Below are 11960 nucleotides of genomic sequence, written 5' to 3'. Positions count from 1 at the left end.
ATCCGGTCGATACTGGTCCTACATATCGAACTCCGCCCGCTTGGGGAACACCATGTCAGAACAGACGACTTTCGCTCCTTCCCGCACCGACGGTGTGGAAGCCCATAAAACCCTTCGCGTCCTGCTCGCCGGTCCGCGTGGATTCTGTGCCGGTGTGGACCGCGCCATCCGTGTCGTGGAAGAAGCCCTGCGCCGTTACGGTGCTCCGGTCTATGTCCGCCACGAGATCGTCCATAACCGGACCGTCGTTGAAGGACTGGAAGCCAAGGGCGCCATTTTCGTCGAGGAACTGGATGAAGTGCCGGAAGACGGACATGTCGTTTTCTCGGCCCACGGCGTTCCCAAGGCCGTGCCGGCAGAAGCACAGCGCCGCAACCTGCTATATCTGGATGCGACCTGCCCACTGGTGTCGAAGGTTCATCGTGAGGCCGAACGTCACTTCGCGGGCGGTGGCCCGGACCAGCTTCATATCCTCATGATCGGCCATGCGGGCCATCCAGAAGTCGTAGGCACGATGGGCCAGCTTCCGCCGGGCGCCGTCACGCTCATCAACGATGCGGAAGAAGCCCGCACGATCCAGCCGGAAGATCCAGCCAAGCTGGCCTTCATCACGCAGACGACGCTTTCGGTCGATGACACGGCCGAGATCGTGGACATCTTGCGCTCGCGCTTCCCGCTGATCGAAGGGCCCAAGCGCGAGGATATCTGCTACGCCACGACCAATCGTCAGGAAGCCGTGAAGGCCATCGCGCCCGAGAGCGATCTTGTGATCGTGATCGGCTCACCGAACTCGTCCAACTCGCAGCGCCTGCGGGAAGTGGCCGAGCGATCCGGTGCACGCCGTGCGCTGCTGGTGCCGAAGCTCGAAAATCTGGACTGGAGCGTCCTCGAAGGCGTGGAAACGCTTGGCATCAGTGCCGGCGCGTCTGCTCCCGAAAGCCTCGTGCAGGAAATGGTGACGGCGCTCGCCGAGAAATACACGCTCAAGATCGAAGAGCGGATCGTCAAGGAAGAGAACATCAACTTCCGCCTGCCTGGCCCCCTGGCTGGCGAGGACGACTGATCTCTCATGGCCGTCTATACGGAACTGGCGGCCGAGACGCTCGAGGCGTTTCTTGGCACTTACGATATCGGGACGCTGGTCTCGTTTCATGGCATCGCCGAGGGTGTCGAAAACAGCAACTTCCTCCTTCGCACGACGGAGGGGGATTTCATTCTCACGCTGTTCGAGCGGCGTGTGAATGCCGCTGAACTTCCGTGGTTTCTGGGGCTCATGCAGCATCTGGCGGGCAGGGGGCTGAACTGCCCGCTTCCCGTATCAGACCGGAGCGGGACTGCCCTGCGCAGCCTCGCAGACCGCCCCGCCGCCATCACGACATTTCTTCCCGGCGTTTCTGCAACGCAGCTTGACGCGAAGCTGTGTCTCGAACTGGGCAAGGTGCTGGCCCGGCTGCACATTGCTGGCGAAGGGTATGATGCCGTCCGACCCAATGCCCTGTCTCCGGCGGCATGGGGGCCACTGCTCGAAAGCTGTGGCGAAAGCGGAGACGCTCTTTCACCCGGTCTGACGGCTGAAGTTCGGAAGGCGCTTCAGAACGTCGAGGCCGCGTGGCCTGTACCGGACGCTCTCCCGCGCGGGCAGATTCATGCGGACCTGTTTCCAGATAATGTCTTTTTCCAGAACGGGCAGGTCTCGGGGCTGATCGACTTCTATTTCGCCTGCACGGATTTTCTGGCCTACGATCTGGCGATCTGCCTGAATGCCTGGTGCTTCCGGGACGAAAAGACGTTCGAGCCGTCTTTTGCCGCCGCTATCATCCAGGGGTACGAGAGCATTCGCCCTCTGAATGACACAGAAAAAGCCGCGCTTCCGACATTGTGTCAGGGCGCTGCGATCCGCTTTCTACTGACGCGGCTTTACGACTGGATCAACACGCCCGCAGATGCCCTGGTCACCCGCAAGGATCCGCTGGCCTATCTGCGGCGCCTGCGTCATTTCCAAAGCGTGTCTCATGTCTGAGGCGCCTGGAGAACGTCCCCGGGTGGAAATCTGGACGGATGGGGGATGCAAACCCAATCCGGGCCCCGGCGGATGGGGCGCGCTTCTGGTCTGCCGCGGTCAGGAAAAAGAACTTCTGGGCGGCGACCCGGAAACCACAAATAACCGCATGGAACTGACAGCAGCAGCCGAGGCGCTGGAAGCTCTCAAACGTCCGTGCATCGTGACGCTGCATACGGACAGCGAATATCTGCGCAACGGCATCACCCGCTGGCATACAGGCTGGGTGCGGCGGAAGTGGCGCAATGCGGCCGGCGATCCCGTCGCCAACATGGATTTGTGGCAGCGGATCCTTGAAGCCGCGAAACCGCATGAGATCGACTGGCTCTGGGTCAAGGGCCATTCAGGCGACGAGAACAACGAACGCGTGGATCAACTCGCGACGCGGGGGCGTGAAGAGCTCTGAAAAATGACGGTTTTTCTCAGGTCTTTGAAGAGAAACGAAAAAATCGACAAAAAAAGTTCATTTAGGGGCTTTACCGACCCCGACCATTTGGCTACATACCACCTCGCCGGTCCCGAATAGCTCAGTTGGTAGAGCAAGCGACTGTTAATCGCTGGGTCGTAGGTTCGAGTCCTACTTCGGGAGCCAGCCTTTCCTTCGGAAAGCTGCTCCGGCCGCAAACAAAGCTCCCTTTCGGGAGCTTTTTGCATTTCTGGGCTTACTATTCTTCCGGAAAGACGTCTTCCAGACGATCGAGTGCCCACAGGCGCGGGAAGAAGCGGGCCCATGCAGCCGCCACCAGAATTGTCCCAATACCACCGGCGATGACAGCAGCTTCCGGCCCTATCGCGGTTCCGAGCATGCCGCTTTCGAATTCGCCAAGCTGATTGCTGGAGCCAATGAACAGCGTATTCACGGCCGAAACGCGCCCGCGCATCGAATCCGGCGTTGCAAGCTGAATGAGTGAGGAGCGGATCACCACGCTGATGACGTCGGCGGCTCCGAGGACCATCAGGGCCACGATCGAGAGCCAGACCGTGTGGGATGCCCCAAAGACGATCGTCGCAATGCCGAACACAACGACAGCCACAAACATGATGAGGCCAGCGCGTCCCTTAAGGGGATAGCGTGACAGGCCCCAGGACATCAGAAGCGCTCCAACGGCTGGAGCCGCGCGAAGCAGCCCCAGACCGATCGGCCCGACATGCAGGATGCCGTCCGCGTAGACTGGCAGCATGGCTGTCGCGCCCCCCAGCAGCACGGCAAACAGGTCGAGTGTGATGGCTCCCAGAAGGTCCCGGCGGCGATTCAGGAAAGACAGGCCTGCAAAGACCGAAGCGAATGTGATCGGTTCCTTCGCTGGAACGGTGTGGAGCAGTCTGAGCGAGAATGTTCCGGCAAAAGCGACGGTGAACCCGGCCGTGGAGAGCCCGTAGCAGACGACCGGCCCGATGCCGTAGAGCAGGCCGCCCAGACTGGGACCGACAATGGAAGCGGTCATGAACAGCGAAGAGAGCAGGGCCTGTGCACGGGGGAGAAGGGCAGGTGGGGCGATTGCGGGCAGGAAGGCCTGCTGGCACGGCATCTCGAAGCTTCTCAGAACACCGTAAAATGCCGCGAACGTATAGATGGCGCCTGTTGTCAGGATATGGAACGCGGCTGCGAAGGCCAGTGCCGCCGTAGCAAGGATTTCGCAGACCTGACAGATGAGCACGATGCTGCGTCGGTTGAAGCGGTCCGCGACATGACCGGCAACGAAGGTCAGCGGAATCATGGGCAGGAACTGGGCCAGCCCCAGATATCCCAGAGACGCCACGTCATGCGTCAGCGCATAGATCTGCCATCCGATGGCGATCGTCATGGTGGTCGCTGAGAGCTGTGAGAAAATTCTTCCGACAATCAGGGACGGAAGGCCGGGGAGAGAGCGCAGGGCCGGATCGATCATTGCAGCACTTTAGGCATTTCCGTCGCTCAAGTTTATTGCAAAATTACGAGACGGAAGGCAGAGGAAGACCATGACAGCCAATCAGACCCCCCAAACCGTTCATTATGCGACCGTCACCTGGGACCAGCTCCATCGTGACGCGCGTCTTCTGGCCGCAACCCTCATGCAGAAGCATGGTCCTTTCCGTGGAATCGTCGCCATTACCCGTGGTGGCCTGATCCCCGCCGCCATTCTCGGGCGCGAAATGGGCTGCCGCCTGATCGAGAGCGTCTCAGTCATCAGCTATGCCGGCGAGGAAGGCACGCAGCACGAGCCGAAGGTCGTCAAGCCGCCTGTCGCCGCTGGCGATGGTGAAGGCTTCCTGATCGTGGATGATCTTGTGGATTCGGGTGTAACCGCCCGTATAGTCCGTGAACTGCTGCCCAAGGCCGTGTTCGCCTGCCTCTACGCCAAGCCTGAAGGCAAGCCCTTCACCGATCATTACGTGACGGAAGTTGCTCAGGACACCTGGGTCCTGTTCCCGTGGGATACGGCGCCGCTTTTCGTTCCCCCGCTCGTGAGAAGTGAAGGCGAATAAAAAAACCCCCTTGCCTCGGCCGGTCAGACATCCTAGGTTCCGGCCGGTTCGGGGCGTGGCGCAGCCTGGTAGCGCGCTTGTTTTGGGTACAAGAGGCCCCCGGTTCGAGTCCGGGCGCCCCGACCAGTTAATGGCTTCATTGATGCGCCCTTAGCTCAGCTGGATAGAGCAACAGCCTTCTAAGCTGTGGGTCACTGGTTCGAATCCAGTAGGGCGCGCCAGCCATTCCCCAGGCTCAACTGGCGCCTGATTTCCTTTAATTTTAGTCTGATGGATTATTATCCTGATAGGCATTGAGAAGAACCTTCTGCATGGCTGCGTCCGGTGCGCCCAGAAAGTTCTGCCTGAGCGATCTCTCGTCCTTGAGGCTCAGAAGGCCCCAGGCTGCTGAATGATCCTTCGCGAATACGACTTCCAGCTGTTCTGCGGCACAGTCATGGGGGCGGCACATATGGCCCAGAATGTAGGGCTTGCCCTCTAGGCTGAAAGTGCTGACGGGTACGGACGTCGCCTGGGCTGTCGTCACCCATGACGGAAGGGTCAGCATGGTCTGATAGGCCTGCCTGAACCCGTTTTCGCCCGCCAGCTCAGCCGTTGTCGGTGGTGTCGCAGCCGAGACTGTCCGGAGTGCCGCAAGTGCGAGAATGACAGGAAGCAGTCTGGTTATCCGCATTGTTCCGACCTTCAGAAAGTGTTCAGGTTTTTGAGCAGAACACCCTGTTTTTCAAGTTTTTTCAGCGCATCGCCGGGGTCTGGTGCGATACCCCGACAGGCTTCTGGAACCACCTCTGTGCGATAGCCGCAGTGTACGGCATCCAGTGCAGTGGCCATCACGCAGTAATCAAGGGCGAGGCCGCAGATCACGACGTGCTTTATGTCCAGCCCCTTCAATAACCCGTCCAGCCCGGTCGAGGTTGCACGGTCATTATCGAGAAAGCCTGAATAGCTGTCCCGTTCCTGGAGCACGCCCTTGCGGATGATATGCGTCACCGGCTCTGGCAGGAGCGTTTGCGGGAAATCCGCGCCATGAGTGCCGGCAACACAGTGAACGGGCCAGGGACCGCCCTGCGTGCTGAAGGAACAGTGCTGGGAAGGATGCCAATCCTGTGTCGCGATGACCGCCCTGAACGGATGTCTGGCAAGCGCATTGGCGGCTTCAAGGATATTGTCTCCGTCCGGAACGGCCAGAGCGCCGCCGGGCAGGAAGTCATTCTGGATATCGACAAGGATGAGAGCGGAGCGGCTGAGATCGGTCATGGTGCGATCTAAGCAGTCTCCACCCCGGACAGGAAGTCAGTTCAGTCGTGTGACCAGCAACTGGTTGATTCTGAAGCCTTCCACGTCAACAACTTCAAAGCGGAAGCCCGAAGACTGCACACTGTCCGCCTTGCGGGCCATGCGGCGCAGACGGTTCATGACGAAGCCGCCAACCGTGTCGAAATTCTGGGCATCGTCGAACATGGGAATGTCCAGTTCGCGGATGACGTCGCCGATGGGGGCGGCGCCGTCGATCAGCCAGGATTTGTCGTCACGGCGGACGATGGCCTGCTCTTCGAACGGGCTGACCAGACCGTCCATCAGCGCGCCCATGATGTCCTTGTAGGTGATGAGGCCGACAACCAGACCATATTCATTGACGATCAGGGCAAAGCCGGCTGAGTGTGCCTCGAACTGGGCCAGAGTTTCCCACAGGTTCAGCGTGTCGGGCAGGGACAGGACATCACGCCGCATCTTGAAAATCTGGCTGGCGACAGGAGCCAGACCGGTGCTCTTGGGCTGGGGTTCATCCACGACAGCGACCAGCACGTCTTCGGCACGGATGGAACCGATGACCTTGTCCAGGCCGCCGTCGCAGAGCGGATAGCGGGAATAGGGACGCACCCGGACCTTGTCGCGCTGGCTTTCCGGACTTTCCTGAACGTCGAGGAACACGATTTCATCGCGCGGGGTCATGGCGGATGTCACGGCGCGGTCCTGAAGGCCCAGAACATTCTGGATCATCTGGTGTTCTTCTTCCAGAAGCACACCCGACGCGGTTCCTGCCGCAAGAATGGCTCGCAGATCTTCAGGCGTTACGGGCTCTACGGTGGCCGCGGCGGGGATCTTGAGGAGTTTGAGCAGCCAGTCGGAAATCTTCGAGAAAACCAGAACCGCCGGATAGAGAACTTTCAGGGCGACGGCGGGGAACCAGCCGACCTTGAGCGCGATCCGGTCCGGCGCGTTCATCGCGATCCGCTTGGGAAGCAGATCGGCGAACAGGACAAACAGGCCGGTGATCAGGATGAAGGAACAGGCTGAGCCCATCTTGTCAGCCAGTGACGGGGCCATTCCCAGAACGCGGAAGCCTTCGGCGATCGGGTCGCTCAGCATGGATTCGCTGATGATGCCGCCCAGAACACCCACGGCATTGAGGCAGATCTGAAGGACCGTGATGACCTGACCGCTGTTGCGGCGCAGTTTCAGGAACGCAACGGCCCGTGGGTCGCCCGCTTCCGCCCGCGAGCGCAGCCGCACGTCGCGCGCGGCGGCAAAGGAAATTTCGGACAGCGAGATCAGCACGGAGACGCCAATCAGCGCAACCGTGGCGACAAGGCCCAGCAGGAGAAGAACGATCTGGTGCTGGGAGGAAGGGGAGACTGACATGCGGAAGGCGTTATACCCTGAAAAAGTGGGATGTTACCAACTTTCTCACGGTTCCGGTTTTGCAGTTCTGTTACAGCCCTGCCAGCACGCGCCAGCCGCTTTCATCGACGGTCTCGATCCCCAGTTCCGCGGCTTTCTTGGCCTTGGAGCCAGCCTTTTCGCCCAGCACGACCAGAGAGGTCTTTTTCGACACGCTATCCGTCACCTGTGCGCCCAGACGCTCGGCAATGGCCTTGGCTTCCGGGCGGCTCATGGTGGTCAGGGTGCCGGTGAAGACAATGACCTTGCCGGAAAGATGCCCTTCCGAGGGCGCTTCTTCGGCAATGATGTCTTTCAGCTCCGAGGCCAGATCATCGAGGGTCTCGATATTGTGGCTTTCAGAGAAGAAGGCGGAGAGTTCATCGGCGATCGCATCGCCCACGCCCATGATGGCGCCCAGGGAGGCGCGTTCTTCGGAGGCCGGCCGGGCGGCCAGCATGGCGGTCCGCCAGTTTTCGAAGGTCTGGTAATGCCGGGCCAGAAGCTGGGCGTTGCGCTCTCCGATCCGCCGGATGCCAAGCCCGAAAATCAGACGGGACAGAGGAATGGTACGGCGGTCCTCGATGGCGCGGAAGAGGTTGTCTACCGACAGCCGTCCCCAGCCGTCACGCTGGAGCAGGGCCTCTTCGTGCTGGCGCAGGCGGAAAATGTCGCCAGGCCTACGGATGTAGCCCGCGTCGTAGAATTCACGGATGCTGCGTTCGCCCAGCCCGTCGATGTCGAACGCATTGCGTGACACCATGTGGATCAGGCGCTCCACGATCTGCGCTTCGCAGGTCAGGCCGCCTGTGCAGCGGCGGACGGCTTCACCATGCACGCGCTCGGCGAGCGATCCGCAGACGGGGCAATGGTCGGGATAGACGAAAGGTTCCGAGCGGGGTTCCTCGCTCGGGACGGGACCGAGGATCTGCGGGATCACGTCCCCGGCGCGCTGCAGGCGGACCAGATCCCCGACGCGCACGTCCTTGCGGGCGATTTCATCTTCGTTGTGCAGGGTCGCGCGTGAGACGATGACGCCGCCGACATTCACGGGTTCCAGATGGGCGACGGGTGTCAGGGCACCCGTGCGGCCGACCTGGATTTCGATTTCCCGCAGGCGCGTGATGGCCTGTTCGGCCGGAAACTTCCACGCGATGGCCCAGCGGGGGGCGCGGCCGGCAAAGCCGAGACGATCCTGAAGGCCCAGATCGTCCAGTTTGAAGACGATGCCGTCGATGTCATAGTCCAGCTCCGAGCGTTCGCGCGTCAGCTTCTCCACATAGGCCGGAATGTCGCGGGCATGGGCAATCATCCGGGAGAGCGGATTGACCGTGAACCCCCAGTTCCGCAGTTTTTCCAGATAGTCCCAGTGTGTGGTTGCAACCGGCGAGGACGTGTACCCCTGCGCATAGGCGAAGAGGGACAGCGGACGGCTGCGGGTGATTTCCGCATCCAGCTGGCGCAGGGACCCCGCTGCGGCGTTGCGCGGATTGGCGAAAGGCTTTGCGCCACGTGCGACCTGCTGTTCGTTGAGGGTCAGGAAGCTGCTTTTCGAGAGGAAAACCTCGCCACGGATTTCAATCCGTTCGGGTGCTCCGCCGGTCAGTTCGCGCGGAATATCCTTCAGGGTCAGCAGGTTGGCCGTGACGTCTTCGCCTTCGATGCCGTCTCCGCGCGTGGTCCCGCGCACGAAATGCCCGTGTTCGTAGGTCAGGCTGATGGAGAGGCCGTCGATCTTGGGCTCGGCCACGAACTGGAGCGCCTGAAGTCTGTCCTCGTCCAGGCCGAGAAAGCGGCCCACACGCGAGACAAAGCCATCGAAGCCTTCCGGATCGAAGACATTGTCGAGCGACAGCATGGGAACGAGATGGCGATATTTGCCGAAAGCGGAATCAGGTGTGGCGCCGACGCGCTGGCTGGCTCCCTCTTGGGAGCGGAGATCCGGATACGCTTCTTCCAGCGCCAGAAGCTCACGACGCGCAGCATCATAGACGGCATCGGAAACTTCCGGTTCGTCGCGTCCGTGATACGCCTCGTCCCACCGCGCGAGGTCTGCTTCGAGTGCAGCGTGACGCTCGGCGGCAGAAACAGGGGCGGTTGTCATGAAATCTGATGTCCCAGAAGGCTGTCGGCAGCCCCTCGGGCTGCGTCTGTAATGATGTCGCCCGCAAGCATTCGGGCGATTTCCTCGCGCCGGGCGTCATGGGGCAGGGGTTCGGCCAGGGTCTCGGTCCGGTCATTGCGGACACGTTTGGCGATGCGCAGATGATGGTCGCCGCGCGCCGCGACCTGCGGGCTGTGGGTGACGACCAGAACCTGCACGTCCTGCGCGACCTTGTGCAGCCGGTCTCCGATCGAGGAGGCCGTGGCACCGCCAACGCCGGAATCGACTTCATCGAACACCAGCGTCCCGACATCGGAGCGTTCCGCCAGCACCACTTTCAGCGCAAGCATGAGACGCGACAGCTCTCCGCCGGATGCTACCTTGGCGAGAGGGCCGGGCGACTGTCCGGGGTTGGCGGCAATCAGGAACGAGGCCTGTTCCATGCCCTGACTGTTCCAGTGATCGGGCTCAAGCGGCAGGAGCGAGACGATGAAGCGGGCGCGCTCCAGCTTGACGGGGCGTAGCTCGGCACTGACAGCCTTTTCCAGCTTCTCGGCGGCTTTTTTCCGGGCGGCGGAGAGCGTGCGGGCCGCGTCTTCATAGGCGAGACGCGCTTCAGTCAGGGCTGTCTCCAAGCGGGCCAGCTCGGCATTGCTGGAATCGAGGGCCGCGAGCCGTCTTTTCAGTTCGGCAAGAAAACCGGGAAGTTCTGCAACGGAGATATTGTGTTTGCGGGCCTCGGCGCGGAGGGCAAAAAGGCGTTCTTCCGTTTCTTCCAGCAGGCGGGGGTCGCCTTCGGTGTCGGCAGCCAGACGGCTCAGCAGCATTTCAGCTTCGGCCAGGGCTTCTTCAGCTTTTCCGAGGGCGTCGAGCGCGTCCTGGGCCTGTGTCTGGTGGCTGTCGGAAAGCGTTTCCGTCTCCGTAGGGGCGGGCAGAAGTCTGGCAAGGGCGCGGCTGGCCGAGCGCAGGGCGGCAGCAGGGGCGGAAGAGCGGCGATCGCGCGGGGTCAGTTCCGAGAGTGCAGCGGCAACGGCTTCGCCGCGACGTTCATCGCGCTGGAGACTGACGCGTGTGGCCGCGAGAGCATCCTCTTCGCCTTCCTGAGGGGCCAGTCGCTCCAGATCATCGACTGTCTGACGCAGCCATTCTTCCTCGCGGGCCGCGGCTTCCATGTCGTTACGCGCCGCTTTCAGGGCGCTGCGGGCCGCGGCCCACTGGCGGAAGGTTAGAGCCGTCTTTTCCCGCAGGGATTGGGCGATCCCGAAAGCATCCAGAAGATCGAGATGGGTACTCTGGTCGGCCAGGCCCATCTGTTCGTGCTGGCCCTGGATTTCCACGAGATGGGCGCCCACACGGCGCAGCAGGCCCACGCCAACCGGCTGATCACAGATATAGGCACGGGAGCGGGCATCCGGCGTGACGATACGGCGCAGGACAACCGGGTCCGTCGGGTCTTCGCGCACGATGCCGTGCTCGTCGAGCAGGGCAAAGACTGGATGGTCGCTGGCGATTTCGAAAATGGCCGACACGCTGGCCTGGGTGGCTCCCGAGCGGACGAGACCACCGCTGGCACGCTCGCCGAGGGCCAGTCCCAGACTGTCGAGCAGGATGGACTTGCCGGCTCCGGTCTCGCCGGTCAGGACCGTCAGACCGGGGGCGAGACCAAGATCGAGCTTTTCGATCAGAACGACGTCACGGATCGAGAGATGTGTCAGCATGACAGCAATGTTGGGAGCATGTCGTCCCGTTTCAAAGGGACGATATCAGAAGACGCTGTGCCAGACGCGGGAGAAGAAGCCACGGTGCGCCTGCTGTTCCGGATGAATGACCGGCTTTTTGAGGTCGCTCTTGAGCAGGTGGTTTTCCCGAAGATCATTATAGGCATAACGATACCACTGGCTGTCGGGATAGTTATAGCCCAGAACGGCGGCCGTCTGGTGCGCCTGATCCTTCAGGCCAAGAGCCAGATAGACCTCCACGAGACGCTCGAGCGCTTCGGCGACGTGGTTGGTCGTCTGGTAGTCCTGCACGACGCGCTGGTAGCGGGTCATGGCCGCTTCATAGTTGCGCTGCTGCTGGTACCAGCGGCCGACCAGCATTTCCTTGCCGGCCAGATGGTCACGGCACAGATCGATCTTCAGCTGGGCGTCACGGGCGTAGGATGTCTGCGGGAAGCGGGTGATGACCTCTTCCAGCGCGTCCAGGGCTTCAACGGTGCCCTGCTGGTCACGCTCGACGTTTGCGATCTGCTCGTAATAGCAGAGCGCGCGCAGATAGAAGGCATAGGCCGCGTCCGGGCTGGTCGGGTGCAGCTGGAGATAGCGTTCGAGCTGCTGGACCGAAAGCGCGTATTCGCCCTGAAGGTAGTAGGCATACCCTTCCATCAGCTCGGCGTTACCCGTGAAGCCGGAATAGGGGTAGTTCTGCTGCAGCAGCTCGAATTCGCCGCCGGCCAGCTCGTAGTGGCCCGTGTGCAGGGCATCGATCCCGTAATTGTACAGGGTCTCGGCATCGGCGGTTTTGGGAATCGCGGGCTTTTCGTGCTGGTGCGAGAACAGCGAACAGCCGGAAAGCAGCAGAAACCCGCTGACAGCCGCAGCTCTCAGAATGAAACCACCATTCATGACCGATGCTTCAAAATGACGCTGAGTGCTGCTTGTCATACCTGCT

The 11960-nt window shown here is 61.4% G+C and carries 11 protein-coding genes and 3 tRNA genes; 7 read left to right on the top strand and 7 right to left on the bottom strand.

Going from position 1 to position 11960, the window contains the following annotated elements:
* Window positions 1-52: 52 nt before the first annotated feature.
* The 4 genes from ispH to HKD31_RS09005 all read left to right on the top strand — a co-directional run bounded on the left by ispH (window position 53) and on the right by HKD31_RS09005 (window position 2651).
* Window positions 53-1063: a 4-hydroxy-3-methylbut-2-enyl diphosphate reductase gene (gene ispH / locus HKD31_RS09020; protein WP_062494789.1), complete on the top strand. Its 1011-nt coding sequence runs from the start codon at window positions 53-55 to the stop codon at window positions 1061-1063.
* Window positions 1064-1069: 6 nt separating this feature from the next.
* Window positions 1070-2020 (top strand): homoserine kinase, encoded by a 951-nt coding sequence (locus tag HKD31_RS09015; protein WP_194264517.1) that lies wholly within the window; start codon window positions 1070-1072, stop codon window positions 2018-2020.
* Entirely contained in the window at window positions 2013-2465 is a 453-nt protein-coding gene (rnhA, locus tag HKD31_RS09010; RefSeq protein ID WP_041110635.1) for a ribonuclease HI, read from the top strand. Before HKD31_RS09015 ends, rnhA begins: the two co-directional genes overlap by 8 nt.
* 110 nt (window positions 2466-2575) lie before the next feature.
* Window positions 2576-2651, top strand: a tRNA-Asn gene (locus tag HKD31_RS09005).
* A gap of 73 nt (window positions 2652-2724) precedes the next feature.
* Here HKD31_RS09005 and HKD31_RS09000 read toward each other — a convergent pair.
* On the bottom strand, window positions 2725-3948 hold the full coding sequence (locus HKD31_RS09000) for an MFS transporter (protein WP_194264518.1): 1224 nt from the start codon (window positions 3946-3948) through the stop codon (window positions 2725-2727).
* Between the two features lie 70 nt (window positions 3949-4018).
* Between HKD31_RS09000 and gpt the strand changes: the two genes are divergently transcribed.
* The 3 genes from gpt to HKD31_RS08985 all read left to right on the top strand — a co-directional run bounded on the left by gpt (window position 4019) and on the right by HKD31_RS08985 (window position 4746).
* The gene (gene gpt, locus HKD31_RS08995; protein WP_011251768.1) at window positions 4019-4525 is read left to right on the top strand and encodes a xanthine phosphoribosyltransferase; all 507 of its coding nucleotides are present in this window, start codon (window positions 4019-4021) and stop codon (window positions 4523-4525) included.
* A 49-nt stretch (window positions 4526-4574) separates the two neighbouring features.
* A tRNA-Pro gene (locus HKD31_RS08990) sits at window positions 4575-4651 on the top strand.
* A gap of 18 nt (window positions 4652-4669) precedes the next feature.
* Window positions 4670-4746 (top strand) — tRNA-Arg (locus HKD31_RS08985).
* Between the two features lie 41 nt (window positions 4747-4787).
* Here the strand turns inward: HKD31_RS08985 and HKD31_RS08980 are convergent.
* The 6 genes from HKD31_RS08980 to HKD31_RS08955 form a co-directional block, all read right to left on the bottom strand.
* A complete protein-coding gene (locus HKD31_RS08980) occupies window positions 4788-5198 on the bottom strand; it encodes an Ivy family c-type lysozyme inhibitor (protein WP_194264519.1) in 411 nt (136 codons plus the stop codon).
* Window positions 5199-5209: 11 nt separating this feature from the next.
* Complete coding sequence (locus HKD31_RS08975; protein WP_194264520.1) at window positions 5210-5782, bottom strand: nicotinamidase; 573 nt, start codon at window positions 5780-5782, stop codon at window positions 5210-5212.
* 36 nt (window positions 5783-5818) lie between these two features.
* Window positions 5819-7168: a hemolysin family protein gene (locus tag HKD31_RS08970; protein ID WP_194264521.1), complete on the bottom strand. Its 1350-nt coding sequence runs from the start codon at window positions 7166-7168 to the stop codon at window positions 5819-5821.
* Window positions 7169-7238: 70 nt separating this feature from the next.
* The gene (gene ligA / locus HKD31_RS08965) at window positions 7239-9290 is read right to left on the bottom strand and encodes an NAD-dependent DNA ligase LigA (RefSeq protein ID WP_194264522.1); all 2052 of its coding nucleotides are present in this window, start codon (window positions 9288-9290) and stop codon (window positions 7239-7241) included.
* On the bottom strand, window positions 9287-11008 hold the full coding sequence (recN, locus tag HKD31_RS08960; protein WP_194264523.1) for a DNA repair protein RecN: 1722 nt from the start codon (window positions 11006-11008) through the stop codon (window positions 9287-9289). The genes ligA and recN overlap by 4 nt, the downstream gene beginning before the upstream one ends.
* A gap of 45 nt (window positions 11009-11053) precedes the next feature.
* Window positions 11054-11914: an outer membrane protein assembly factor BamD gene (locus tag HKD31_RS08955; protein ID WP_226986660.1), complete on the bottom strand. Its 861-nt coding sequence runs from the start codon at window positions 11912-11914 to the stop codon at window positions 11054-11056.
* Window positions 11915-11960 lie beyond the last annotated feature (46 nt).

It is taken from the genome of Gluconobacter potus, from assembly GCF_015244705.1.
Lineage (GTDB): Bacteria > Pseudomonadota > Alphaproteobacteria > Acetobacterales > Acetobacteraceae > Gluconobacter > Gluconobacter potus.
The sequence above is the reverse complement of the archived record's forward strand: the minus strand, read 5'-3'. Positions and strand labels throughout refer to the sequence as shown.